This is a genomic window from Streptomyces globisporus (genome assembly GCF_003501885.1).
Lineage (GTDB): Bacteria > Actinomycetota > Actinomycetes > Streptomycetales > Streptomycetaceae > Streptomyces > Streptomyces globisporus_D.
The window spans coordinates 1-24,454 of the sequence record NZ_QWFA01000081.1; the positions used below are offsets into that span (position 1 = coordinate 1).

Sequence of the window (24,454 nt, forward strand, 5' to 3'; positions counted from 1 at the left end):
GGTGACGGTGGGGGGTGCGGGGCTGGAGTGGTCGGCGGGGGATGTGCGGGAAGCGGTGGCGGGGTTCGTGGGGTTGGTGCGGGGGCGCGCGTAGGGCCGGGGTTGCCCGGGCTGCCCGGGCTGCCCGGGACCTGTTCAGTACCGTGTCCCCGGCCTCGGGGTTCCTCCTCAAGCGCCGGACGGGCCGGGTGGGGCGGGTGCGTCAGCCAGTGTCTGTACACGTCGCGCAGGACCGCGCGGTCGTGGCGGCCCGGGGGCGGCGGGGCGGGCTCCGAGAGCTGGGTCGCGCGGTAGGTGTCGAGCAGGTGCTGCTGGATGGCGTCCATGCCTTCAGCCTGCGCAGCCCGCCCCGGACCCGCGCGTTGATTGACGGGCCCCGTCAATCGAAACGTCGGCCGCCTCGCGTACCCCCACTATGGAGGGGTGAGCGTGCACATAGACATCGCGGGACTGCCCGCCGACCGCGTCGTATTCGCGACTTCCCCTCTCGCCGAGCTGGGTCTCGCCCTGCACGCCCTCTCCGAGCCCGGCCACCACCCGGGGCTGCACGGCTGGACCACCGCGACCGCGGCGGCCCTGGAGCCCGACCTCGCGGACCGGCTCCTGGAGGCGGAGTTCCTCTGGCGGAACACCTTCGCCGACATCTTCCTGCCGTTCTCCGGCATCCGCGGCGGCGACGGCAGGACCGGGGCGACGCTCGCGGAGGACCTGGACATCCTGGACCGGCTCGACGACGAGCGGTTCGTCGCCGCGGCCACGGAGTTCACCTGCTCCAGCCTGTACGGGAGCGACGCCCCGTCCCCGCTGACGGACCCGGTCATGCGGGCCCGGGCCCTGGACATGGCGACGGCACGCGGCCCGCGCCAGGTGGAGTTCACCAAGCGGCTGCTGGCCGACCCCGTCTCCGTACGCGGATGGATCAGGCGGCTCCTGGAGGACTGCGACCAGGCGTTCTTCGCCGACACGTGGCGGCGGGTCTCCGTCCAGCTGGTCGCCGACGCCCGGCACAAAACGGAGCTGCTGCGCCGCAAGGGGCTGGCCGAAGCGGTCGGGGCGGTCTCCTCGGCCGTGACCCTGGACGAGGAGCGGGAGCGGATCACCGTCGACAAGCTGACCGAGGGCCGGACCACCGCCGTCGCCCCGGAGGTCGGCCTCGGGATCACCCTCGTCCCCACCAGCTTCGGCTGGCCGCATCTGACCGTGCTGCACGCCCACCACTGGCGCCCGGTGATCCACTACCCGGTCCGGCTGCCCGACCTGCCGACGCCCGCCTCCGTGGAGCAGCTGCAGCGCCGGATGGAGGCCCTGGCCCACCCGATGCGGATGCGGCTGTGCCGCAACCTCGCCCGCTCCCCGTACACCACCGGCGAACTGGCCGAATCGCACAGCATCACCGCGCCCGAGGTCTCCCGCCATCTCTCCGTGCTCAAGAAGGCCGGCCTGGTCACCACGCGCCGCCGGGGCCGCTATGTCCTGCACCAGCTGGACCTGACGGTCGTCGCCCGGCTCGGCAGCGACTTCCTGGAGGGCGTCCTGCGCTGAGCCTCAGCCCGCGCCGCCGCCGGCCCGGACCAGGCCCGTCTCGTAGGCGAGGACGACGACCTGGACCCGGTCGCGGAGGTTCAGCTTGGTGAGGATGCGGCCGACGTGCGTCTTGACCGTGGCCTCGGAGAGCACGAGACGGGCCGCGATCTCCCCGTTGGACAGGCCCTGGGCGACCAGGAGCATGACTTCCCGTTCGCGTTCGGTGAGCTTGCCGACGTGCTTGTTCTTCGGCTCCTTCTCGCCGCTGGGCAGCATCGGCGAGAAGCGGTCGAGCAGCCGGCGGGTGGTGGACGGGGCGACGACCGCGTCGCCACTGTGCACCGAACGGATCGCGGCGAGCAGCTCGGAGGGCGGCACGTCCTTGAGCATGAAGCCGCTGGCCCCCGCCTTCAGCCCGGAGAAGGCGTACTCGTCGAGGTCGAAGGTGGTCAGGATGAGCACCTTCGGCGGGTCCTGCTGCGCGCAGATCCGGCGGGTCGCCTCGACGCCGTCCAGCCGGGGCATGCGGACGTCCATCAGGACCACGTCGACGGCGGTGGACCGCAGCATCTCGATCGCCTCCGCCCCGTCCCCGGCCTCGGCGACGACCTCCATGTCGGGCTGGGCGGCGAGCACCATCCGGAAACCGGTCCGCAGCAGCACCTGGTCGTCGACGAGCATCACGCGGATGGCCATGGTCATGAGGTTCGCGTCCTGTCCTGGGGGTCGGTTCCTGGGGAACGGTCGTGGTCGGAGTGGCCGAGGAGGTCGTGGCCCGGTCAGCCCGGGGGTTTCAGCGGCAGCAGGGCGCTGATCCGGAATCCGCCGCCGGGCCGGGGCCCCGCGTCCAGGGTGCCGCCGACCATGCCGACCCGCTCCCGCATCCCGATCATCCCGTGCCCGGCGCCGTCCGCGCCGCCGTCCTCGTACAGCTCGTGCGCCGCGCCCCGGCCGTCGTCCTCGATCAGCAGCCCGAGGCCGTCGTCGAAGTAGACCAGCCGGACGCTGGCCCCGGCGTCGGGCCCGCCGTGCTTGCGGGTGTTCGTCAGGGCTTCCTGCACCACCCGGTACGCGGTCAGCTCCACGCCGCTGGGCAGCGGGCGCGGGGTGCCCTCGACCTTGAAGTCGACCTCCAGGCCGGTCTGCCGCACCTGCGCGACCAGGTCCTCGATCTGTTCGACGTCGGGCTGGGGGACGTACTCCCCGCTCTCCGGGGCGTCACCGGTCCGCAGCACCCCGAGCAGCCGCCGCATCTCCGCGAGCGCCTGGCGGCCGGTGCCGGAGATGGTCTCCAGGGCCTGCTTGGCCTGGTCGGGGGCCGCGTCCATGACATAAGCAGCACCGTCGGCCTGGACGACCATCACGGACACGTTGTGCGCGACGACGTCGTGCAGCTCCCGGGCGATCCGGGCCCGCTCGGCGGCGACGGCGACCTTGGACTGCGCCTCGCGTTCCCGCTCCAGGCGGGCGGCACGCTCCTCCAGCTGGTCGAAGTAGGCGCGCCGGGTCCGCAGCGAGTCCCCGAGCACCCAGGCCAGCACGAACGGGACGGTCATGATGACCGTCACGAAGATCACCTGGAGCCAGGATCCGCCGGGCTCGGCCTCCCACCGCAGCTGGGACAGGGCCGCCGCGCTCAGGCTGCCGATCAGGGCGAGCCGGGACGCCCAGCGCTCCCCGACCGTGGCCACCGTGTAGGTGATCACCAGCATCGCGAAGTTCCCGACGCCCGGCCGGACGTTGAACACCAGCTGGACGACGCCCACCAGGATGGCGAGCAGCAGCATCTTCTCGGGGGCCTTGCGGCGCAGCGCCACGACGGTGGAGAACCCCAGCGCGACCGGGACCGCCACGATCTCCTCGCGCCCGGCGTCGTACATGCCCGAGACCATCGACATGCCGGAGAGCCCGAGGAGGAAGACGGCCCAGAAGACGTCGACGCCCGTCGGGTGTCTGCGGATGAAGTCGTAGAGGCGCTGCACGTAACTAAGCGTAGGGACAGGTGATCGGTGCCCGGGTCAACCGGAGGGTCGATCCGGGTCCTGGGACCGTACTCCCCAAGGTGGAGACTTGCCTACGTGACGGACGAGTGGAGCGGTTGGCGGGAGGCGGCTCAGGCCGCTCTGTACGGGGATGAGGGCTTTTATCGCAGCCCGGTGCGGAGCCCGGAGGGGCCGGCGGGCCACTTCCGTACGTCGGTGCACGCCTCCCCGCTCTTCGCGTCGGCGGTGGCCCGGCTGTTGACCGGAATCGCGCGAGAGCTGGACACCGGAACGGTCGCGCTGGTCGACGTGGGGGCGGGGCGCGGCGAGCTGTTGACCGGAGTGCTGGACGCGCTGCCGGAGGGACTGGATGTGACCCCGTACGCCGTCGAGGTCGCCGCCCGGCCGCCGGGCCTGGATCCCCGGATCGAGTGGTGCGCCGAACCGCCGGCCGGGGTCACCGGGCTGCTGTTCGCCAACGAGTGGCTGGACAACGTTCCGGTCGAGGTGGCGGAGGCGGACGCGAGGGGTGTTCCCCGATACGTCCACGTGCGCGCCCCGGACGGCGCGGAGCGGCTCGGCTCCTCGGTGACCGGGGCGGACGCCGCGTGGCTGGAGCGCTGGTGGCCGCTGTCCGCGCCGGGCGAGCGGGCGGAGATCGGCCGCCCCCGGGACGCCGCCTGGGCCGGGGCGGTGGGCTCCCTGACCGCCGGTCTCGCGGTGGCGGTGGACTACGCGCATGTACGGGGCGGCCGCCCGCCCCTCGGGACGCTGACCGGTTTCCGGGGCGGGCGCGAGGTGCGCCCGGTGCCGGACGGCTCCTGCGATCTGACCGCGCATGTGGCGCTGGACGCCTGCGCGGAGGCGATCGCGGAGGCGGGGATCGACGCGAGCACCGAGCTGACCGACCAGCGGGCGGCGCTGCGCCGGCTCGGCGTCGGCGGCGACCGGCCGCCGCTGAGCCTGGCCGCCACCGACCCGGCGGGTTACGTACGCGCGCTGGCGGCGGCGGGCGAGGCGGCGGAGCTGACCGCGCGCGGCGGCCTCGGCGACTTCGGCTGGCTGCTGCACCGGGTGGGGCTGCCGGACCTGCCCCCATGACGCCCGCCCCCGGACCGGGTCAGGGAATACTGTCCCGCATGACGGAGACGACGATCGGCATCGGCGGAGCGGCGGAGAGCACCGACATGGTGCTCAACATCGGTCCCCAGCACCCCTCGACGCACGGGGTCCTCCGGCTGCGGATCGTGCTGGACGGCGAACGCGTCCAGCACGCGGAGCCGGTCATCGGCTATATGCACCGGGGTGCGGAGAAGCTCTTCGAGGCCCGCGACTACCGGCAGATCGTCATGCTCGCCAACCGTCACGACTGGCTGTCCGCGTTCTCGAACGAGCTGGGCGTCGTGATGGCCGTCGAGCGGATGCTCGGCATGGAGGTCCCCGAGCGCGCCGTGTGGACGCGGACGCTGCTCGCCGAGCTGAACCGGGTCCTCAACCATCTGATGTTCCTCGGCTCCTACCCCCTCGAACTCGGCGGCATCACCCCGGTCTTCCACGCCTTCCGGGAGCGCGAGGAGCTCCAGGCGGTGATGGAGGAGGTCTCCGGCGGGCGGATGCACTACATGTTCAACCGGGTCGGGGGCCTGAAGGAGGACATCCCGGCGGGCTGGACCGGCCGGGTCCGGGACGCCGTCGCCTCGGTTCGCTCCCGTATGGACGTGTACGAGAACCTCGTCCTCGGCAACGAGATCTTCCGCGGCCGTACCCGCGACGTGGGCGTGCTGTCCGCCGCGGCGGTGCACGCGTACGGGGTGTCGGGGCCGATCGCCCGTGCCTCGGGCGTCGACTTCGATCTGCGGCGCGACGAGCCGTATCTGGCGTACGGGGAGCTCCAGGACACCCTGAAGGTGGTCACCCGGCCCGAGGGCGACTGTCTTGCTCGCTTCGAGTGCCTGCTGGAGCAGACCCTCAACTCCCTGGACCTGGCGGACGCCTGCCTGGACCGGATGGCCCATCTGGCGCCGGGGCCGATCAACCAGCGGCTGCCGAAGGTGCTCAAGGCCCCCGAGGGCCACACCTACGCCTGGACGGAGAACCCGCTCGGCGTCAACGGCTACTACCTGGTCTCCAAGGGCGAGAAGACGCCCTACCGGCTGAAGCTGCGCTCCGCCTCGTTCAACAACATCCAGGCGCTCACCGAGCTGCTGCCGGGCACCCTGGTCGCCGACATGGTGGCGATCCTGGGCTCGCTGTTCTTCGTCGTCGGCGACATCGACAAGTAGCGGGCGGGCCCTGCTTCAGCCCTGCTTCAGGAGACCGCGCCGCGCAGTTGCGCCACGTCGATCTGCTCGGTCTCGTCGTGCGCGGTGAGGTCGATGACCTTGCCGACGGCACGGTTGTCCACGGCCCCGGTGCGGTGGGCGGCGAGCGCCTCCTCGCCGACGACGTCCGCGAGGTCCTCGTTCTGCACGGACTCGATCGCGGCCTTCGCCTTCTGGGCGTTCTGGGTGCCGAAGAAGTCGAAGTTCCCCTGAGGGACCAGCTGGCGGCGGGCGGCGTACGGGACGACGGCCGAGGCGGCCGCGATCGCGCGCGGCGCCCGCACCGGCTCCATGGAGGCAGGGCCGGTGTTCTGCGTCTCCCCGGCGTTCTGTGTGTTCGCGGAGCTCTGCGTGTTCGTGGCCGGGGCGGGCGGGGTGGTCGAGGGGCGGCCGTCCTGATGGTCCCGGTGCTCGCCCGCCCCGGTGGCCGCCGCGTGCTTCCCCTTCGGGCTCTCCGCCTCCGCATCCCGGTGCCGGTCGGCGACGGCGAGCTGACGCTGCCGGACCGCCTCCACCGTACGGCGGGTCTCCTGGAGCGCCGCGTTCCGCGTGAGGTTCATCAGGGCCTCGTCCGCGCGCCGGTACGACTCGGGGGTCGGCGTGGAGCGCGCGGGCAGCAGCTCCTTGGGGGCCGCGGCCTCGATGGCGAGCTGCCTGCGGCCCTCCAGCGCGCTGGCCCGCTCGGTCTCGGCGTTGGCGTAACGGCGGAGCAGCCCGGCGTGCTCCCCGCGCAGCCCCGCGAGCTCCACTCGCTTGCGCCGGAGCTTGGTCTCCAGACGGGTGCGCAGCTCGCGCGATTCCTCCAGATCCTGCTCCAGCTCGGCTATGCGCTCCTCGGCCCGCCATTCGTCACTGGCGCGGGCCCGGGTCAGCTCGGCGACCCGCAGCCCGGCGGCCCGGTCCCAGCTGCGCATCAGATACGCACCGGTGACGGCGGCGGCCGCCACGGCGGCCACCAGGCCGCGCAGGGCCAGGGGTTCGGCCAGCAGCCAGGCGCCCGCGGCGCCGACGACCGACACGCCCGCCACCACGGAGGGAGGCAGGATTCTGTGGAGAGGCGGCGAATGGCGGTGGCGTCCACGTGGCATGGCCTGAAATTTACCGTGTGTGCGGGCCACTTGGGGAGCCGCCCGGGAATCTGTTCCCCGCCGGTTACCTCGCGGCTCCCCAAACGCACTCCGCCGACACTCCGGCCGAACCTCTTCTCCGGAATCTCCGGGATCTCCGGCTCCGGGATCGAGCGCTACTTCTTGATCAGGTTCTTCGACTCCAGGTACTCCTTGGCGACATCGGCCGGCTTGGCCCGCTCGGCGTCGACCTTGCGGTTCAGCTCGGCGAGCTCTTCCGTGGTGAGGGTGTCGGTGAGCTTGCCGAGAGTGTCGGCGATCTCCGGGTCGCCCGCGTCCTTGGTGTTCAGAACGGGAAGCACGTTGTCCGCGTTCTGGAGCTTCTTGTCGTCCTCCAGGAACACCAGCCCGTCGAGCACCGCGTCCGTGGTGGTCGTCAGGACCAGCTGGACCTTGCCGTCCCGGACGGCCTGCTTGGACACCGGGGTGCCGACGCCCTTGGGGTCGATCCCGGTGACGTCGATGCCGTACGTCTTCTTCAGACCGGGGGCGCAGAACGGCCGCACCTCGCACTCGTCGCCCGCCGCGATCCTCACCTTCAGCTTCGACTTCCCGAGATCGGAAAGCGTCTTGAGGCTGTTCTTCTCGGCGAATTCCTTCGACACCGCGAAGGCGTTCTGGTCCACGGCCTTTCCGGCCGGGAGGACCGTGAGACCCAGCGGAGTGGCCAGCTTCTTCAGCGCGGCGACCGTGGCGTCCACGTCTCCGGAGGCCACCGGCTTCTCCTGGGCCTTGTCGGCCCCGTTGACCTTCGCGTTGAGGAACTCGGCGAGCGTGGCCGCGTACTCCGGTACGACGTCGATCTCGCCCTTCTCCACGGAGGGCTCGTACAGCTCACGGTTCTTCACCGTGGTGACCGACGTGCTGTATCCGGCGTCGCCGAGGATCTGTGCGTACAGCTCGGCGAGCACCTTGGACTCGGTGAAGGAGGCCGACCCGACGACCAGGGTCCCCTTCTTGCCGTCGCCGCCGGCCGAGGAGCCGGAACCGCTCTTCTCCTGCTCCAGGCTGTCGCCACCGCAGGCCGCGAGCGACCCGGCCAGCGCCACCATGCCGATGACCGCTCCGGCTATCCGCGAGGTCCTGCTCATGTGTTGTTCTCCGTCCGAACAGAAGAAAGGTGACCAGAGGAAAGGTGATCAGAAACGAGGTGGTGCGGGACGCTCACGCGGTCCTGCGGCGGCGCAGCGGGGACAGCAACCGGTCGAGGCCCACCAGCACGCCCTCCACCACCAGGGCGAGACCGGCGACCAGGACCGCGCCCGCGAAGACCTGGGCGGTGTCGTAGGTGTTGAAACCGGCGGTGATGATCCGGCCGAGACCGCCGAGGCCGACCATCGCGGCGATCGACGCGGTGGCCACGACCTGGACGGCGGCGGACCGCAGCCCGGTCATGATCATCGGGTAGGCGAGCGGCAGCTCGACCCGGACGAAGAGCTGCCCGCCCGACATCCCCATGCCGCGCGCGGCCTCCACCACGGCCCGGTCCACCTCCCGCATGCCGACATAGGCGTTGGTGAGCAGCGGCGGCACCGCGAACAGGACCAGCGCGATGATCGTGGGCCAGTACCCCGAGTTGCGCAGGGACGTGACCATGAACAGGGCCAGCACCGCGAAGACCGGGACGGCCCGCCCCACGTTGGAGAGGTTCACCGCGAGCGCGCCGCCCTTGCCCTTGTGCCCCAGATACAGGGCGATCGGCAGGGCGATCGCGCAGGCCACCGCGAGGGCGACCCCGCTCACGTACAGATGCTCGCCGAGCCGGTGCGCGGCCCCGCCGTCGCCCGACCAGTTGGCCCCGGTGGTGAGCCAGGTCCAGGCGTCGCCGATGACTCCCACGGGTCAGCCCGCCTTCACTGTCGTCGGGGCGGGCGGTCCCGCGTCCGTCTTCGCCGGGGCGGCCGGGGCGGCCGCCCCGGATATCCGGGTCCAGGGCGTCAGCAGCCGCTGGAGGCCGAGCAGCAGCAGGTCCGCCACCACCGCCAGCACCACGCACAGGATGGAGGCGGCGAGCACCTGGGCCTTGAAGAAGCTGGGAAGCGCGTCCTCGATGAGATTGCCGAGGCCCCCCTTGCCGACGAGCGAGCCGACCGTGGTCAGCGCGACCGTCGACACGGTGGCCATCCGCAGCCCCGCCATCACCGCGGGCAGCGCCAGCGGGAGCTCCACCTCCCACAGCAGCCTGCCCGGCCCGTACCCCATGCCGCGGGCGGCGTCCTTGGCCTCCTGCGGTACCGCTGCCAGCCCGGCCAGGATGTTGCGCACGAGAATGGTCAGCGAATAGAGCACCAGCCCCGTCACCACGAGCGCGGCCGACAGCCCGAACAGGGGCAGCAGCAGCGAGAACATCGCCAGCGAGGGCACGGTGTAGAGCACGGTCGTCAGCCCGAGCACCGGCCCGGCGAAGCGCGGGCCCCGGCGGGCGAGCAATGCCAGCGGAAAGGCCACCGCGAGCCCGATCAACACCGAGACCACCGTGATCCCGATGTGCTGCACGGTCGCGTCGGCCAACTCCTGGCTGCGGGAGCGCAGATATTCCCCGCAGACCCAGTCGTTCGTCACCAGGCAGCTCTGCTCGGCCATCCGCCCCCACCTCCTGCTTTCCCTCGTCTGCCCGGATCACCCGGGATCGAACTGATGACTGGTGAGCCTATCCTCGACCACTGACAATCGCGGAGGGCTGTCGCATTCCGGCAACACGCCCTTCACGAAACGCCCTCCACAATGGGGAACCATGATCCGTTTCGAGCACGTCACCAAGCGGTACGCCGATGGCACCACCGCCGTCGACGACCTTTCCTTCGAGGTCGCCGAGGGTGAACTGGTCACGCTCGTCGGACCTTCCGGATGCGGCAAGACGACCACCATGAAGATGGTGAACCGGCTGATCGAACCGACCGAGGGCGTGATATTCCTCGACGGGGACGACATATCCACCATCGACCCCGTCCAACTGCGCCGCCGCATCGGCTATGTGATCCAGCAGGTGGGCCTCTTCCCGCACAAGACGGTGCTGGACAACACCGCGACCGTTCCCCATCTGCTGGGCTGGAAGCGCGGAAAGGGACGCGAACGCGCAGCCGAACTCCTCGACCTCGTCGGACTCGATCCGTCCGTTTATGGTGACCGCTATCCGGAACAGCTCTCCGGCGGTCAGCGCCAACGCGTCGGTGTGGCCCGCGCATTGGCCGCCGATCCGCCCGTTCTCCTGATGGACGAGCCTTTCGGGGCCGTCGACCCGGTCGTCCGCGAACGTCTCCAGAACGAATTCCTGAAACTCCAGGCCCAGGTCCGTAAGACCGTGCTGTTCGTCACGCACGACATCGAGGAGGCCGTCCGCCTCGGCGACCGCATCGCCGTGTACGGGCAGGGCCGCATCGAGCAGTTCGACTCCCCGGCCACCGTCCTCGGCGCCCCCGCGACCCCGTACGTGGCCGACTTCGTGGGCGCGGACCGCGGACTGAAGCGGCTCTCGGTGACGCCCATCGAGGAGAGCGACCTCGACCAGCCGCCCGTCGTCCACCTCGACGACCCGCTGGCCACGGCCACCGAACGGCTCAGGTCCGAGGGCGCGCGCTGGGCGGTCGTTCTGGACGGCCGGGACAACCTCCACGGTTGGATCCCCGCCGACGCGACCACCACGGCCGCCGCGAAGGGCACCGTCCGCGAGCACGCCCGGCGGATGGAGGCCTGGCTTCCGCTCGGCGCGCCCCTCAAGCAGGCGTTCGCCACCATGCTCCAGCACGACGCGGGCTGGATCGCGGTCATCGACAAGGAGAGCGAGGGCCGCTTCCTCGGTGTGCTGACCCCCGCCCGACTGCACGAGGCCCTGCGCCGCTCGATCGACGCCGACGCCCAGGACGTACCGCGCGCGGAGATCGCGGTGGAGACGGTCGCGACCGCTTAGTACGGGGCGGCCGGCCCGGTTCGACTCCGGGGGTCCGGGCCGGGCCGGGTTCAGTGCTCGCCGAGCCGGGCACTCAGCCACTGAAGGGCCGGGGGGATCTCCCGCCGCCAGGTCGTGAAGTTGTGCCCGCCGCTGTCCAGCACGATGGAGGACACCTTCGCGGGCGCCTTCACCTTCTCGATGAACTTCATCGTGCTGTCGAGGTTGTCCTCGCCCTGCCGGGACGTCGTCACCAGGAACGAACCGCCGGACGGTGGCCGGTTCTCCAGGGTCCACAGCAGGTCGGCACGGTCGCGCAGCTCCTGCTTCCCGTGGAAGAGGTCGCCCGTCGTCGGGTCCTCGGCGGCCTTGTAGTACGCGGAGAGCCCGGCGCTCGCCGCGTACCGGCCCGGGTGGTGCAGCCCGATCTTCAACGCGCAGTAGCCGCCGGTGGAGTTGCCGATGATGCCCCAGTCACGGGCCTCCTTCCCGACCCGGTAGGACCCCGTGACCGCCTCCGGGAGGTCCTTCGCGAAGAACGTCTCGGTCTGCGGGCCCCCGGGGATGTCCACGCACTCGGTGTCCCGGGGCGGCGCGACCGTCGGCCGCAGCATCACCAGGACCATCGGCCGGGCCTTCCCCGCCTTCACCAGGTCATGCGCGGTCCGCGGGTAACGCAGCCCCTTCAGCAGGTTCTCCGCCGTGCCCGGGTAGCCGGTGAGGACCACGGCCGCCGGGAACGTCCGCCCGGCGTACGCTCCCTGGAAGTACTCCGGCGGCAGATAGACGTACGCCGGGGACTCGATACCCGACGTGCGGCCCGAGATCACCACCTTGTCGATCCGCCCGCCGACGGAGGGCACCCGCCCGCCCGGCACGTCCGGGTGCTGGGTGCCGACGCGCGTCATGTGCCGGGAGTCGGCCGCGCCCGCCTCCCCGTCCGCGTGGTCGGTGACGACGCCCAGTTCCTGCTTCCGCCCGAAGAGGTCGGCCCAGGAACCGTAGAAGAGGAAGGCGTTGTTGGCCGCAAGCGCCACCGCGGCGAACAACGTCAGCTGGGTCGCCAGCAAGAGCCCGATCCGGCCCGACACCGCGGCCGCACCGGGCCGCCCCAGCCGCGGCCAGAGCCCGACCGTGGCGGCGAACAGCGCGACGGCCAGCGCCGCCACGACCGCCAGAACTGCTGTGCTGGTGAGACCCATGAGTGAGCTTTCTCCGTGATTCCGTACCGGCTCGGATGCGGGAAATTTCCGGAATGTGGGTGAACCCGCACTCCCCGACCCACGTCCTAGAGGGCGCCCACCGTCCGCAGGGCCCCGGCCCGCGGACGGACCCAAGAGAACCTCTCGCGAGCCACGGGAAACGATGGATGTCTGTCACGCTAGATGGGGATAAGTCGGTATCGGTTCCGGACCGGACGCGCCGGACGCACGCGCTGCGCCGGGTACGCCGGCTGCTGCGCGGGCCGCGCCCGGAGTCCGTACCGGCCCTCGTCGGTACCGCCTGCACCGTCGTCGGGCTGATCGACGTCGCCGCCGGGGTCTTCCCCCGCTTCCGGCACAGCCGGATGCACACCCTCGCCGAGGTGCTCCCCGGTGCGCTCGGCCCGTTCGCCGCCGCGCTCTCGCTCAGCGCGGGCATGCTGCTGCTCCTGCTCGCCCACGGGCTGAAGCGGCACAAGCGGCGGGCCTGGCGGGCGGCGGTGGTCCTGCTCCCCGTGGGGGCCGTCGCCCAGTTCACGTACCGCCACTCGATCGTCGGCGTGCTCGTCCCGCTGGCGCTCTGCTGGCTGCTGGTCCGCCACCGCGACCAGTTCCGGGCGCTGCCCGACCCGCGCAGCCGCTGGCGCGCGCTCGCCAACTTCGTGCTGCTCGGGGCCGGTTCGCTCGGGCTCGGGCTGATCATCGTCAGCGTCCACCCCGGCCGGGTCGTCGGCGACCCGTCCATCGCCGACCGTCTCCAGCACGTGCTGTACGGCCTGTTCGGCGTCGAGGGCCCCGTCGACTACGCCGGGAGGACCGACTGGACCGTGGCCTACTCGCTGGGCGCGCTCGGCCTGCTGACCGCCGTCACCACCATCTACCTCGCCTTCCGCCCCGAACACCCGGCCGCCCGCCTCACCGAGGACGACGAGAGCCGGCTGCGGGAACTGCTGGAGCGGCACGGCGGCCGGGACTCGCTCGGCCACTTCGCGCTCCGCCGCGACAAGGGCGTCGTCTTCTCCCCCAGCGGCAAGGCGGCCGTCTGCTACCGGGTCGTCTCGGGGGTGATGCTGGCCGGCGGCGACCCCATCGGCGATGTGGAGGCCTGGCCGGGCGCGATCGAGCGCTTCATGGACGAGGCACAGGCGCACTCCTGGACGCCCGCCGTGATGGGGTGCAGCGAGACCGGCGGCCAGGTCTGGACCCGCGAGACCGGGCTCAGCGCCCTGGAGCTGGGCGACGAGGCGGTGGTCGACGTGGCGGATTTCTCCCTCGCCGGACGGGCCATGCGGAACGTGCGGCAGATGGTCAAGCGCATCGAACGGGGCGGCTACGAGACCCGGGTCCGGCGGGCCCGTGACATCGGCGACGCCGAGCTGGAGCGGATCCGCCGCGCCGCCGCCGACTGGCGCGGCACCGACACCGAACGCGGCTTCTCCATGGCGCTGGGCCGGATCGGCGACCCGGCCGACGGCGACTGCGTGATCGCCACCGCCCACCTGCCCGGCTCCGGCACGGAGGACTCCCCGCACGGCGACCTGAAGGCCGTCCTCCACTTCGTACCGTGGGGGCGCGACGGGATGTCCCTGGAGCTGATGCGCCGCGACCGCTCGGCCGACCCCGGCATGAACGAGCTCCTGATCGTCGCCTCCCTCCAGGCCGCCGGGAAGCTCGGCGTCGAGCGGGTCTCGCTGAACTTCGCGATGTTCCGCTCCGCGCTGGCCCGCGGCGAGCGGCTCGGCGCGGGGCCGGTGCTGCGCTGCTGGCGCGGGCTGCTGATCTTCCTCTCGCGCTGGTTCCAGATCGAGTCGCTGTACAAGTTCAACGCCAAGTTCAAGCCCCGCTGGGAGCCCCGCTTCGTGGTCTTCCGCACCAGCCGGGACCTGCCCCGCATCGGGATCGCCGCGATGCGGGCGGAGGGCTTCGTGAACCTCTCGCCACCCCGCCCGTTCCGGCCCCGCACGCCCCGCCCGTGCGGTCACACCGCGCGTACGCGGCCGGAGCAGGAGGTGAGCGCGGCGTGAGGCGTCGTACGGGGGCGACGGCAGGTCCTAGTCTGGTCGTATGAGTACGTCACGCACGCGGGGAACGGTCCGAGGGCTGCCGGAGTGGGACCGCTGCGCGGTCATGGGGGTCGTCAACGTGACACCCGACTCCTTCTCCGACGGCGGCCGCTGGTTCGACACCACGGCCGCGGTCAAGCACGGCCTGCACCTGGTGGCCGAGGGCGCGGACCTGGTCGACGTGGGCGGCGAGTCGACCCGCCCCGGCGCCAGCCGGGTGGACGAGGCCGAGGAGCTGCGCCGGGTGATCCCGGTCGTGCGGGGCCTGGCCTCCGAGGGCGTCACCGTCTCCGTGGACACCATGCGCGCCCGCGTCGCCGAGCAGGCCGTCGCCGCCGGGGCCGCCCTGGTCAACGACGTCAGCGGCGGCCTCGCCGACCCGGACATGATCCCGGCCGTCGCCGCCGCCGAGGTCCCGTTCGTCGTGATGCACTGGCGCGGCTTCAGCGAGTCGATGAACAGCCGCGCGGTGTACGAGGACGTCGTCGCCGAGGTCCTCGACGAGCTGCGGCAGCGGATGGACGCGGTGATCGCGGGCGGGGTCGCCCCGGAGCGCGTCGTGATCGACCCCGGCCTCGGCTTCGCCAAGGACGCCGCCCACGACCTGACGCTCGTCGCGCACCTGGCCGAGCTGCATGCCCTGGGCCGGCCGCTGCTGGTGGCCGCCTCCCGCAAACGTTTCCTCGGCCATGTCCTGGCCGGTCCGGGCAGCTCCCCGCCGCCCGCCCGCGAACGCGACGCGGCCACCGCCGCCGTCTCCGCGCTGTCCGCGCAGGCCGGCGCCTGGGCGGTCCGGGTCCACGAGGTGCGGGCCACCGCCGACGCGGTCCGCGTCGCTCGCGCGGTCGAGGGAGCCGCGTGAACGAGGAGCACGCACAGGCCGCCGCCGACATCGCGGAGGTCGAGGCGGCCAACACCGCCTTCTACGAGGCGATGGAACGCGGCGACCACGAAGCGCTCTCCGGCAGCTGGCTCCCCGGTGAGGACCTCACCGTCTCCTGCGTCCACCCCGGCTGGCCGGTGCTCACGGGCCGGGGCGAGGTGCTGCGCAGCTACGCCCTGATCATGGCGAACACCGAGTACATCCAGTTCTTCCTGACCGACGTCAACATCGCGATGACCGGCGACACCGCCCTGGTCACCTGCACCGAGAACATCCTCAGCGGCGGCCCGGCCGAGGAGGGCAACGCGCTGGGCCCACTGGTGGGCCAGCTGGTCGTCGCGACGAACGTGTTCCGGCGCACCCCCGACGGCTGGAAGCTCTGGTCCCACCACGGATCGCCCGTCCTCACGGAGTCCGACGAGGACGACGACGAGGAAACCCCCGCCTGAGGAAACCCCCGCCCGAGTGGGTACGGGACCGGTAGGGATTCGAACCGATCACCCAGGGGTAGGGGCGGCTTCCAGCCCGGTGAGGCGCAGTCCATGGCACCCACGGGCGAGCACTGTCGGTGCTCGCAGGTAGATTCGAAAGAAGGCACCTCGCCGCCCGCACGCGGCCGGGTGCCTCTCGACCAACGACAGCAGGAGTGATTCGCGTGGATCGTGTCGCGCTGCGCGGCCTCAAGGCCCGTGGGCACCACGGCGTCTTCCCCCGGGAGCGGGAAGAGGGCCAGACCTTCATCGTCGACCTGGTGCTCGGCCTCGACACCCGCCCCGCGGCAGCCACCGACGACCTGGCCCGCACCGTGCACTACGGCGTGGTGGCCGAGGAGGTCGTCGACGTGGTGACGGGCGAACCGGTCGATCTGATCGAGACGCTCGCCGAGCGCATCGCCCAGCAGTGCCTGAAGCACGAAGGCGTCCAGGAGGTCGAGGTCGTGGTGCACAAGCCGGACGCGCCGATCACCGTCCCCTTCGACGACGTGACCATCACCATCACCCGGAGCCGAGCATGACTGCATTTTCGACCGAAGGGCAGAGCGACCCGACCGTACAGCCGGTTCCGACCGCCGTCGTCCGACAGGTGGACGCCGCCGACGTCACGCTCTCCAACCCCAAGATGGCCGTGATCTCCCTCGGCTCCAACCTGGGCAACCGCCTGGAGACCCTCCAGGGGGCCGTCGACGCCCTGGAGGACACCCCGGGCCTGCGGGTCAAGGCCGTCTCCCCGGTGTACGAGACGGAGCCCTGGGGCGTCGAGGCGGACACCCAGCCGTCGTACTTCAACGCGGTCATCCTCGTGAAGACGACGCTGCCCCCCGCCTCCCTGCTGGAGCGCGGCCAGGCCGTCGAGGAGGCCTTCGACCGGGTCCGCGAGGAGCGCTGGGGCCCGCGCACCATCGACGTCGACATCGTGTCGTACGCCGACGTCCTCTCCGACGACCCGGTGCTCACGCTCCCCCACCCGCGCGCCCACGAGCGGGCCTTCGTCCTCGCCCCCTGGCACGACGTGGACCCCGAGGCCCAGCTGCCCGGCGCCGGCCCGGTGGCCCAGCTCCTGGCGCAGGTCGGCCGCGACAGCGTGCTGCCCCGCGCCGACCTGGAACTGCGCCTGCCGGAGTAATCGTTAGGCTCGACGGACAATGGTCCGGCGCACGGCCGGACCGGGCACAGGCGGCGCGAAGGGCGGCTCACGCGGTGAAGCAACTACGGCTCGGGGTACTGGCGGGCCTCTTCGCCGCCGCCGGTGTCCTCTCCTGGGGCGGGGCCCGCCTCTGGGACTCCTTCGGCACCCTGCCGAGCGTCCCGCTGGCCGCGTCGATCGTGCTCGCCGTGATCGCGGTGATCCTCCTCGCGACCGCCCTCTCCACCCGCACCCGCCTCCGCGCCCAACGCGAACGCCGCCCCGGCGCCAAGGGCGTCGAGCCCCTGTTCGCGGCCCGCGCGGTCGTCTTCGGCCAGGCGAGCGCCCTGGTCGCCGCCCTGGTCGCCGGCATGTACGGCGGCACCGGCGTCTTCCTCCTGAGCTACCTCGACATCCCGCCCCGCCGCGACCAGGCCATCTACGCGGGCGCGGCGGTCATCGCCGGCATCGGCGTCATCGCGGCAGCCTTCTTCCTGGAACGCGTCTGCCGCCTCCCGGAAGACGGCAACGACCACGACGGCACGGGCACGGCGGCGGCGTGACGCACGAGGGCCCGGTTGCCGCTCCTGCGCGGCAACCGGGCCTTTGCGCGTACTCCGGGGTGTCAGCTCGCCATGATGAGGCTCATCGCCTCGGCGCGAGTCGCGGGGTCGCGGAGCTGGCCGCGCACCGCGGAGGTCAGGGTCTTCGCGCCCGGCTTGCGGATCCCTCGCATGGACATGCACATGTGCTCGCACTCGATGACGACGATGACGCCGCGCGGCTCCAGGATGGACATGAGGGACTCGGCGATCTGGGTCGTCAGCCGCTCCTGGACCTGCGGGCGGCGGGCGTAGACGTCGACCAGCCGGGCCAGCTTGGACAGGCCGGTGATCTTGCCGGTGGAGGCGGGGATGTAACCGACGTGCGCGACGCCCCTGAACGGCACCAGATGATGTTCACAGGTCGAGAACACCTCGATGTCCTTGACCAGCACCATCTCGTCGTGACCCAGGTCGAACGTGGTCGTCAGGACGTCCTCGGGCTGCTGGTACAGGCCCGCGAATATCTCCTTGTACGCCCGCGCCACCCGCCCCGGCGTCTCCCGCAGGCCCTCGCGGTCCGGGTCCTCCCCGACGGCGAGCAGCAGTTCGCGTACGGCCGCCTCGGCCCGCTTCTCGTCGAATTCGCCGATCGAACCCTGGCCGTCCAGCGTCACCGGGTCGGTCATCTGTGCCTCGTTCCTCTGTGCTGTCCGATGCGCGGATTGCGCTCGGACCTCGCAGGCATACGGAAAAGCCGCGCCCCCACAGGCTAGAACCCGGGGGACGCGGCGTGCATTCCGGAACCGGTGCGGCGGCCCGTGACGGGCGTCTCACCTGGCGTGGAGCGCGGACTAGCTGTTGTTGTCCGGACGGTCCTCGGGGATCGTCTCGGTGGACGGGGTGATGTCCTTGGTCAGGTCCGCCGGGGCGATCTCCGGCGGGGTGGCCGAGCCGTTGGCGCTGCCGTTGGTGAGGGCCAGCTCCTTGGGCGAGAGCACCGGGGGCCGCGTCGACGGGGTGCGTCGGGCGGATCCGGTCCAGGCCGGGCGGGCGGGGCGCTTGACGATGGGGGCGAAGATCTCGGCGATCTCGTCCTTGCCGAGCGTCTCCTTCTCCAGCAGTTCGAGCACCAGGGCGTCGAGGATGTCGCGGTTCTCGACGAGGATCTCCCACGCGTCGTTGTGGGCGGTCTCGATGAGCTTCTTGACCTCCTCGTCGACCAGGGCCGCGACCTCTTCCGAGTAGTCGCGCTGGTGGCCCATCTCGCGGCCCAGGAAGGGCTCCGAGTTGTCGCCGCCGAACTTGATCGCGCCGAGGCGCTCGGTCATGCCGTACTGCGTGACCATCGCGCGGGCCGTCGCCGTGGCCTTCTCGATGTCGTTCGCCGCACCGGTCGTCGGGTCGTGGAAGACCAGCTCCTCGGCCGCGCGCCCGCCCAGCATGTAGGCCAGCTGGTCGAGCATCTCGTTGCGGGTCGTGGAGTACTTGTCCTCCTCCGGGAGCACCATCGTGTAACCGAGGGCGCGGCCGCGGGAGAGGATCGTGATCTTGTGGACCGGGTCCGACTGGGGGGAGGCCGCCGCGACCAGGGCGTGTCCGCCCTCGTGGTACGCGGTGATCTTCTTCTCCTTCTCGGACATGATCCGGGTCCGCTTCTGCGGGCCCGCCACGACGCGGTCGATCGCCTCGTCGAGGCTCTCGTTGTCGATGAGCTTCTTGTCGCTGCGCGCCGTCAGGAGCGCCGCTTCGTTGAGCACGTTCGACAGGTCGGCACCGGTGAAGCCGGGCGTACGCCGGGCGACGGCGCCGAGGTCGACGCCCTCCGCGACGGGCTTGCCCTTCTGGTGCACCTTGAGGATCTCCAGGCGGCCCTGCATGTCGGGACGGTCGACCGCGATCTGCCGGTCGAAGCGGCCCGGGCGCAGGAGCGCCGGGTCGAGGATGTCCGGGCGGTTCGTGGCGGCGATCAGGATGACGCCGCCCTTCACGTCGAACCCGTCCATCTCGACGAGCAGCTGGTTGAGCGTCTGCTCGCGCTCGTCGTGACCGCCACCCATGCCGGCGCCGCGGTGGCGGCCGACGGCGTCGATCTCGTCGACGAAGACGATCGCCGGGGCGTTCGCCTTGGCCTGCTCGAAGAGGTCACGCACGCGGGAGGCGCCGACACCGACGAACATCTCGACGAAGTCGGAACCGGAGATCGAGTAGAACGGGACGCCCGCCTCGCCGGCGACGGCGCGGGCGAGCAGCGTCTTGCCCGTACCGGGCGGGCCGTAGAGCAGGACGCCCTTGGGGATCTTGGCGCCGACGGCCTGGAACTTCGCCGGCTCCTGGAGGAACTCCTTGATCTCGTGGAGCTCCTCGACGGCCTCGTCGGACCCCGCCACGTCGGCGAAGGTCGTCTTGGGGGTGTCCTTGGTGATCAGCTTGGCCTTGGACTTGCCGAACTGCATGACCTTGGAACCGCCGCCCTGCATCTGGTTCATCAGAAACAGGAAGACGACCACGATGAGGACGAAGGGCAGCAGCGAGAGGAGGATCGAGACGAACGGGGACTGCTTCGACGGCGAGACGGTGTAACCCTTCTCGATGTCACCCGCCTCGAACTTCGTCTGCAGCGTGTCGGCGAGCTCGACGCCCTGGTTGCCGATGTAGCTCGCCTGGAACTTGCTGCCGGACTCGCCTTCGAGCTTCTGGCCGTCCTTCAGTTCGATCTTGAGGATTTGTTCGTCACCGGTGGTCAGCTTGGCCTGCTCCACCTGGTCCTTGCTGATCGCCTGGATCACCTTGCCGGTGTCCACCGTCTTGTAGCCGCCCGACGAGCCGACGACCTGCATCAACACGACCACGGCGAGGACGGCCAGCACGATCCACATGACCGGCCCACGGAAGTATCGCTTCACGTCCATCCATACGGAGCGAAGACGCCCCGTCCCTCCTGCCCGTAGGTAAATGCTGCTGTTTGAAAAGAGTGTTCTTCGGACGGTACCTCAGCATGGGCACCAGCGACCGCTGGGTGCAGCGGAGAAACCTGCTTTCGAAGCTCCAACGGCCCGGAGGCGGTGAGGGTTCCCCGGCGGCCCGCCCGGAGGTCAGCCGCCGTAGACGTGCGGGGCCAGCGTGCCGACGAAGGGCAGGTTGCGGTACTTCTCCGCGTAGTCCAGCCCGTAGCCGACGACGAACTCGTTGGGGATGTCGAAACCGATCCACTTCACATCGATCGCGACCTTTGCGGCATCCGGCTTGCGGAGCAGGGTGCAGACCTCCAGCGAGGCCGGTTCCCGGGAGCCCAGGTTGGACAGCAGCCAGGACAGCGTCAGTCCGGAGTCGATGATGTCCTCGACGATCAGGACGTGCTTGCCCTTGATGTCGGTGTCGAGGTCCTTGAGGATCCGCACGACGCCGGAGGACTGGGTGCCCGCCCCGTACGAGGAGACGGCCATCCAGTCCATCGTGACGGGGGTGGACAGCGCACGCGCCAGGTCCGCCATGACCATCACCGCGCCCTTGAGGACGCCGACGATCAGCAGGTCCTTGCCCGCGTACTCCGCGTCGATCTTCGCGGCCAGCTCGACGAGCTTCGCGTCGATCTCTTCCTTGGTGAGGAGCACCGACTGAAGGTCGGTACCCATGTCCTTCTCGTTCACCCACGTCTCTTTCTGTGCTGCCGACGGCCCGGCCCGCCGGTCCGGGTGTGCCCGGGCCGGCGGCGGTTCGTCTGCACTTCAGCCGCTCGCGCGTCAGCTCTGCCGAATGACCAGTCTGCCACCCTGCCGCAGCGCCTCGACGCGGCCGGGCAGGTTGATGGCCCGCTGGCCGCGCCAGCCGGTGATCAGGCGGTCGACTTCTTCGAGGTGCCGGGCGAAGAGGGAGCCGGCGGGCGCACCGGCCTCGATCAGGGCGCGGCGCAGCACCCGGCGGCGTACGGCGGGGGGCAGGGCGTGGAGCCCCGCGCACTCCAGGCGGCCGGTCTCGTCGCGTACGGACAGCTCGGCCTCGGCGGCCCAGGTGTCCAGGGCGTCGGCGTCGTCGCGGGAGAGCTGGGCGGTACGGGCGAGGGCTTCGACGACGCCTTTGCCGAGCGCCTTCTCCAGGGCGGGCAGCCCTTCGTGGCGGAGCCGGGAGCGGGTGTAGGCGGGGTCGATGTTGTGCGGGTCGTCCCAGACGGGGATCGACTGGACCAGGCAGGCCTTGCGGGCGGTCTGCCGGTCGAGCTGGAGGAAGGGGCGGCGGTAGCGGCCGGCCGGTCCGGAGGCGGCGGCCATGCCGGAGAGCGAGCGGATGCCGGAGCCGCGGGCGAGGCCGAGGAGGACGGTCTCGGCCTGATCGTCGCGGGTGTGGCCGAGGAGGACGGCGGCGGCGCCGTGGCGTTCGGCGGCGGCGTCCAGTGCGGCGTAGCGGGCGTCGCGGGCGGCGGCCTCGGGGCCGCCCTCGCGTCCGACGTGCACGGCGACGGCCTCGACGGGGTCGAGGTCCATGGCGGTGAGCCGGGTGACGACCTCGGCGGCGCGGAGGCCGGAGCCCGGCTGGAGGTTGTGGTCGACGGTGATGCCGCCGGCCCGGACGTCGAGCTTGCGGGCCTCGAAGGCGAGCGCGGAGGCGAGCGCCATGGAGTCGGCGCCGCCGGAGCAGGCGACGAGGACGAGCGGGGTGTCGGGCCGTTCGGGGAGGGCGGTCAGGGAGCCGCCCGAGGCGCCGGTCTCGGCGTAGGGGGAGCCGGCGGCGTGCGCGGGGCGCCTGGCCGCTTCGGCGGGCCGCTCGTGGCCGGCGTTCCGTCGGCATTCGGTGATGACGTCGTGGAGTACGCGGCGGACCGCCAGGCGTATCGCCGCGACCGCAGGATGGGGACCCATGTCCGGTGCCCTTCGTGGAGTTCGGGAGGTGCGTCGAGCGCCGGAACGCGTGAGTCCCGTCACTCAGAGTGCGTCGATGGTGACAGAGGCAAGCTGTTCATCGAGCATTGCACGCCTTCCCGGGCCTCCATGGTCCCTCGGATGGGTGATTGGGGGGCGAATATCGGTGCCTCGGGACGGTCCGGAGCGCCGGACGGTCAGGATTCGGCCTTACGGTGCACGCGCGCGACCCAGTCGGCGGGCTTGGCGATCTCGGCCTTGGTCGGGAGGGTGTTGGGCGAGGTCCAGACGCGGTTGAAGCCGTCCATGCCGACCTCGTCGACGACCGACCGTACGAACTTCTCGCCGTCCTTGTACTGGCGGAGCTTGGCGTCGAGGCCGAGGAGCTTGCGCAGGGCCTGGTCGAGGCGGCCGGCGCCCTGGGCGCGGCGCTGCTGGAACTTCTCGCGGATCTCGGAGACGGAGCCGACGACGTCGGGGCCGACGCCGTCCATGACGTAGTCGGCGTGTCCTTCGAGGAGGGACATGACGGCGGTGAGGCGGCCGAGGACCTCGCGCTGGGCGGGAGTCTGGACGATGTCGACGAGGCTGCGGCTGTCGCTCTCGCCCTGTTCGCCCTCGGGGCGGCCGCCGGCGAGGGACTGGGCGGCCTCGCGGAGGCGTTCCAGGAAGGTCGTCGGGTCGACGTCGGTCTCGTCGAGGAACGTCTGGATCTCGCCCTGGAGGTGGTCGCGGAGCCAGGGGACGCCGGTGAACTGGGTGCGGTGGGTCTCCTCGTGGAGGGCGACCCAGAGCCGGAAGTCGTGGGGGTCGACGTCCAGCTCGCGTTCGACGTGGACGATGTTGGGGGCGACGAGGAGGAGCCGGCCGCCGCCGTTGGCGGAGGCGGGCAGTTCTCTGGTGGCGGGGGCGAACGTCTCGTACTGGCCGAGCACCCGGGAGGCGAGGAACGAGAGCAGCATGCCCAGCTCGACCCCGGTGACCTTGCCGCCGACCGCGCCGAGGACGGCGCCTCCGGGTCCGCCGGAGCGGCGGCTCTCCATCTTGGCGAGCAGGGGCTGGAGGAGTTCGCGGAAGCCGGCGACGTTGGCCTTGATCCAGCCGGGACGGTCGACGACGAGGACGGGGGTGTCCTCGGGTTCGGTGCCTTCGGGGATCATCCGGGTGAAGAGCCGGACGTGCTCCTCGGAGGCCTTGGCGTGCCGCCGGAGCTCCGCGACGACGGCGCGGGCCTCCTCACGGCTGATGTCGGGTCCGGGCCGCACGAGTCGGGTCGCGGTCGCCACCGCGAGATTCCAGTCGACCATCTGGGCACCACCGATGCTCGTCATGCGTCAACCGTACGTGAGCCTGTCGTCCCTTGGTGGGGTCTTGCACCGCTCTTCGGGTGCGGCCCCGGGCTCAGCCGCCTGTTCCGGCGAGTGCGGTGGCCAGGGCGTCGAGGGCGGGTTCGGCCTCGTCCGCGTCGATGCTGCCGGAGGCGAGGAAGGCGAAGGCGAGCAGGCGGCCCTGTCGGTCGACGACGGTGCCGGCGAGGGAGTTGACGCCGAAGAGGGTGCCGGTCTTGGCGCGGATCAGGCCGGTGCCTTCGGCGTCGGGGGCGTACCGGCCGCCGAGGGTGCCGCTGAAGCCGGCGATCGGGAGGCCGGTGAGGACCGGGCGGAGTCCGGGGCGGTCGGCGTCGGCTGCGCGGGCGAGGAGCGCGGTGAGGAGGGCGGGGGTGATGCGGTCCTTGCGGTCGAGGCCGCTGCCGTCGGCGAAGTGGGCGCCGGCCACCGGGACCTTGAGCTTCTTCAGCTCGTTGGTGACGGCGCGGCGGGCCCCGGCGAACGAGGCACTCTCGCCCTTGGCGATGGCGGTCTGCCGGGCGAGGGCCTCGGCGATGTCGTTGTCGCTGTTGGTGAGGGTGCGCTCGACGAGGGCATCGAGCGGGGCGGAGCGGTGGGTGGCGACGGTGCGGGCCTCGTCGTCGGCGCGGGCCTCGCGGGGGGCTCCGGTGACCTTGACGCCCGCCTTCTCCAGCGCTGCGGCGAAGGTGCGGGCGGCGTCGCCGGCGGGGTCCTCGGTGCGCTTGGCGGGGCCGCGGTCCGTGTTGTTGACGCGGCCCTCGTTGACCATCAGGGCAGTGACGGGCGTGGGGTCGCCGCCGCCGACGAGGGTGACGGTGCGGGAGTCGGGGGAGAGCGCGGCGGTGGTCGCGATGCGGTGGTCGGGGCCGAGGACCGAGAGGGCCGCGGTGGCGGTGGCGATCTTGATGGTGGAGGCCGGGGTCATCGGGGTCGTGGCGCCCTGCCCGTACAGCTGCTTGCCGGTGGCGGTGTCGATGACGGACGCGGCGACCTTGTTCCCGAGGCCGGGCGCGCCGATGAGCGGGGCGAGGGTGTCGCGGAGTGCGGCGGGGTCCTGGGGGGCGTCCTGGGTGGTGGTGCCGAGGGCGGGCAGGAC

At 71.6% G+C, this 24,454-nt stretch carries 23 protein-coding genes; 10 read left to right on the forward strand and 13 right to left on the reverse strand.

All coding sequences use genetic code 11. The features are described 5' to 3' along the window. Positions 1-429 precede the first annotated feature (429 nt). Positions 430-1,542 carry a DUF5937 family protein gene (locus D3105_RS16835; RefSeq protein WP_097875042.1) on the forward strand — a complete coding sequence of 371 codons (1,113 nt, stop codon included), beginning with the start codon at positions 430-432 and terminating at the stop codon, positions 1,540-1,542. A gap of 3 nt (positions 1,543-1,545) precedes the next feature. Here the strand turns inward: D3105_RS16835 and D3105_RS16840 are convergent, their stop codons facing one another. Beyond that, complete coding sequence (locus D3105_RS16840) at positions 1,546-2,220, reverse strand: response regulator transcription factor (RefSeq protein ID WP_118904024.1); 675 nt, start codon at positions 2,218-2,220, stop codon at positions 1,546-1,548. Between the two features lie 83 nt (positions 2,221-2,303). Then, positions 2,304-3,506 (reverse strand): sensor histidine kinase, encoded by a 1,203-nt coding sequence (locus D3105_RS16845; protein WP_118904009.1) that lies wholly within the window; start codon positions 3,504-3,506, stop codon positions 2,304-2,306. Positions 3,507-3,602: 96 nt separating this feature from the next. Here D3105_RS16845 and D3105_RS16850 point away from each other — a divergent pair, with 96 nt between their 5' ends. After that, entirely contained in the window at positions 3,603-4,607 is a 1,005-nt protein-coding gene (locus D3105_RS16850) for an SAM-dependent methyltransferase (RefSeq protein WP_118904010.1), read from the forward strand. A 38-nt stretch (positions 4,608-4,645) separates the two neighbouring features. Next, on the forward strand, positions 4,646-5,788 hold the full coding sequence (locus tag D3105_RS16855) for an NADH-quinone oxidoreductase subunit D (protein ID WP_118904011.1): 1,143 nt from the start codon (positions 4,646-4,648) through the stop codon (positions 5,786-5,788). 26 nt (positions 5,789-5,814) lie between these two features. Here D3105_RS16855 and D3105_RS16860 read toward each other — a convergent pair whose 3' ends face one another. The 4 genes from D3105_RS16860 to D3105_RS16875 all read right to left on the reverse strand — a co-directional run bounded on the left by D3105_RS16860 (position 5,815) and on the right by D3105_RS16875 (position 9,537). Beyond that, a complete protein-coding gene (locus tag D3105_RS16860) occupies positions 5,815-6,915 on the reverse strand; it encodes a hypothetical protein (protein WP_165891029.1) in 1,101 nt (366 codons plus the stop codon). Between the two features lie 155 nt (positions 6,916-7,070). Next, on the reverse strand, positions 7,071-8,045 hold the full coding sequence (locus D3105_RS16865; RefSeq protein ID WP_118904013.1) for an ABC transporter substrate-binding protein: 975 nt from the start codon (positions 8,043-8,045) through the stop codon (positions 7,071-7,073). 73 nt (positions 8,046-8,118) lie between these two features. Continuing rightward, positions 8,119-8,793: an ABC transporter permease gene (locus D3105_RS16870; RefSeq protein WP_118904014.1), complete on the reverse strand. Its 675-nt coding sequence runs from the start codon at positions 8,791-8,793 to the stop codon at positions 8,119-8,121. A 3-nt stretch (positions 8,794-8,796) separates the two neighbouring features. Continuing rightward, the gene (locus D3105_RS16875; protein ID WP_118904015.1) at positions 8,797-9,537 is read right to left on the reverse strand and encodes an ABC transporter permease; all 741 of its coding nucleotides are present in this window, start codon (positions 9,535-9,537) and stop codon (positions 8,797-8,799) included. A gap of 151 nt (positions 9,538-9,688) precedes the next feature. Here D3105_RS16875 and D3105_RS16880 point away from each other — a divergent pair, with 151 nt between their 5' ends. Beyond that, positions 9,689-10,861 (forward strand): ABC transporter ATP-binding protein, encoded by a 1,173-nt coding sequence (locus tag D3105_RS16880; RefSeq protein ID WP_118904016.1) that lies wholly within the window; start codon positions 9,689-9,691, stop codon positions 10,859-10,861. 50 nt (positions 10,862-10,911) lie between these two features. Here D3105_RS16880 and D3105_RS16885 read toward each other — a convergent pair whose 3' ends face one another. Beyond that, the gene (locus tag D3105_RS16885; RefSeq protein ID WP_118904017.1) at positions 10,912-12,042 is read right to left on the reverse strand and encodes an alpha/beta hydrolase; all 1,131 of its coding nucleotides are present in this window, start codon (positions 12,040-12,042) and stop codon (positions 10,912-10,914) included. Between the two features lie 167 nt (positions 12,043-12,209). Here D3105_RS16885 and D3105_RS16890 point away from each other — a divergent pair, with 167 nt between their 5' ends. The 6 genes from D3105_RS16890 (at position 12,210) to D3105_RS16915 (ending at position 17,174) form a co-directional block, all read left to right on the forward strand. Then, positions 12,210-14,066 carry a phosphatidylglycerol lysyltransferase domain-containing protein gene (locus tag D3105_RS16890; RefSeq protein ID WP_206272769.1) on the forward strand — a complete coding sequence of 619 codons (1,857 nt, stop codon included), beginning with the start codon at positions 12,210-12,212 and terminating at the stop codon, positions 14,064-14,066. 103 nt (positions 14,067-14,169) lie between these two features. Next, the gene (folP, locus tag D3105_RS16895; RefSeq protein ID WP_118904018.1) at positions 14,170-14,967 is read left to right on the forward strand and encodes a dihydropteroate synthase; all 798 of its coding nucleotides are present in this window, start codon (positions 14,170-14,172) and stop codon (positions 14,965-14,967) included. Continuing rightward, positions 14,964-15,437 carry a nuclear transport factor 2 family protein gene (locus D3105_RS16900; RefSeq protein WP_118904019.1) on the forward strand — a complete coding sequence of 158 codons (474 nt, stop codon included), beginning with the start codon at positions 14,964-14,966 and terminating at the stop codon, positions 15,435-15,437. The genes folP and D3105_RS16900 overlap by 4 nt, the downstream gene beginning before the upstream one ends. A gap of 206 nt (positions 15,438-15,643) precedes the next feature. After that, positions 15,644-16,003, forward strand: coding sequence for a dihydroneopterin aldolase (folB, locus tag D3105_RS16905; protein WP_003968268.1), 360 nt, complete (start codon positions 15,644-15,646; stop codon positions 16,001-16,003). Then, complete coding sequence (gene folK, locus D3105_RS16910; RefSeq protein WP_030581773.1) at positions 16,000-16,611, forward strand: 2-amino-4-hydroxy-6-hydroxymethyldihydropteridine diphosphokinase; 612 nt, start codon at positions 16,000-16,002, stop codon at positions 16,609-16,611. The genes folB and folK overlap by 4 nt, the downstream gene beginning before the upstream one ends. A 74-nt stretch (positions 16,612-16,685) precedes the next feature. Then, the gene (locus tag D3105_RS16915; protein ID WP_118904020.1) at positions 16,686-17,174 is read left to right on the forward strand and encodes a DUF3180 domain-containing protein; all 489 of its coding nucleotides are present in this window, start codon (positions 16,686-16,688) and stop codon (positions 17,172-17,174) included. Between the two features lie 62 nt (positions 17,175-17,236). Here the strand turns inward: D3105_RS16915 and folE are convergent, their stop codons facing one another. The 6 genes from folE to dacB all read right to left on the reverse strand — a co-directional run. Next, positions 17,237-17,842, reverse strand: a complete 606-nt coding sequence (gene folE, locus D3105_RS16920) for a GTP cyclohydrolase I FolE (RefSeq protein ID WP_069738728.1) — start codon at positions 17,840-17,842, stop codon at positions 17,237-17,239. Between the two features lie 165 nt (positions 17,843-18,007). Next, positions 18,008-20,065, reverse strand: coding sequence for an ATP-dependent zinc metalloprotease FtsH (ftsH, locus tag D3105_RS16925; RefSeq protein WP_029182641.1), 2,058 nt, complete (start codon positions 20,063-20,065; stop codon positions 18,008-18,010). 183 nt (positions 20,066-20,248) lie between these two features. Next, positions 20,249-20,788, reverse strand: coding sequence for a hypoxanthine phosphoribosyltransferase (hpt, locus tag D3105_RS16930; RefSeq protein ID WP_003968263.1), 540 nt, complete (start codon positions 20,786-20,788; stop codon positions 20,249-20,251). Positions 20,789-20,896: 108 nt separating this feature from the next. Continuing rightward, a complete protein-coding gene (tilS, locus tag D3105_RS16935) occupies positions 20,897-22,009 on the reverse strand; it encodes a tRNA lysidine(34) synthetase TilS (protein ID WP_118904021.1) in 1,113 nt (370 codons plus the stop codon). Between the two features lie 197 nt (positions 22,010-22,206). Beyond that, positions 22,207-23,340 carry a zinc-dependent metalloprotease gene (locus D3105_RS16940; RefSeq protein WP_118904022.1) on the reverse strand — a complete coding sequence of 378 codons (1,134 nt, stop codon included), beginning with the start codon at positions 23,338-23,340 and terminating at the stop codon, positions 22,207-22,209. Between the two features lie 70 nt (positions 23,341-23,410). After that, positions 23,411-24,454 (reverse strand): D-alanyl-D-alanine carboxypeptidase/D-alanyl-D-alanine endopeptidase (gene dacB, locus D3105_RS16945; RefSeq protein WP_118904023.1); only part of this gene is annotated, 1,044 nt, incomplete at its 5' end.

Bases quoted from the DNA above. Each gene is read 5' to 3' on its own strand.
- D3105_RS16840 (WP_118904024.1), bottom strand. From the start codon at position 2,220: ATGGCCATCCGCGTGATGCTCGTCGACGACCAGGTGCTGCTGCGGACC.
- D3105_RS16855 (WP_118904011.1), top strand. From the start codon at position 4,646: ATGACGGAGACGACGATCGGCATCGGCGGAGCGGCGGAGAGCACCGAC.
- D3105_RS16860 (WP_165891029.1), bottom strand. From the start codon at position 6,915: ATGCCACGTGGACGCCACCGCCATTCGCCGCCTCTCCACAGAATCCTG.
- D3105_RS16865 (WP_118904013.1), bottom strand. From the start codon at position 8,045: ATGAGCAGGACCTCGCGGATAGCCGGAGCGGTCATCGGCATGGTGGCG.
- D3105_RS16875 (WP_118904015.1), bottom strand. From the start codon at position 9,537: ATGGCCGAGCAGAGCTGCCTGGTGACGAACGACTGGGTCTGCGGGGAA.
- D3105_RS16880 (WP_118904016.1), top strand. From the start codon at position 9,689: ATGATCCGTTTCGAGCACGTCACCAAGCGGTACGCCGATGGCACCACC.
- D3105_RS16885 (WP_118904017.1), bottom strand. From the start codon at position 12,042: ATGGGTCTCACCAGCACAGCAGTTCTGGCGGTCGTGGCGGCGCTGGCC.
- D3105_RS16890 (WP_206272769.1), top strand. From the start codon at position 12,210: ATGTCTGTCACGCTAGATGGGGATAAGTCGGTATCGGTTCCGGACCGG.
- folP (WP_118904018.1), top strand. From the start codon at position 14,170: ATGGGGGTCGTCAACGTGACACCCGACTCCTTCTCCGACGGCGGCCGC.
- folK (WP_030581773.1), top strand. From the start codon at position 16,000: ATGACTGCATTTTCGACCGAAGGGCAGAGCGACCCGACCGTACAGCCG.
- folE (WP_069738728.1), bottom strand. From the start codon at position 17,842: ATGACCGACCCGGTGACGCTGGACGGCCAGGGTTCGATCGGCGAATTC.
- ftsH (WP_029182641.1), bottom strand. From the start codon at position 20,065: ATGGACGTGAAGCGATACTTCCGTGGGCCGGTCATGTGGATCGTGCTG.
- hpt (WP_003968263.1), bottom strand. From the start codon at position 20,788: ATGGGTACCGACCTTCAGTCGGTGCTCCTCACCAAGGAAGAGATCGAC.
- tilS (WP_118904021.1), bottom strand. From the start codon at position 22,009: ATGGGTCCCCATCCTGCGGTCGCGGCGATACGCCTGGCGGTCCGCCGC.
- D3105_RS16940 (WP_118904022.1), bottom strand. From the start codon at position 23,340: ATGACGAGCATCGGTGGTGCCCAGATGGTCGACTGGAATCTCGCGGTG.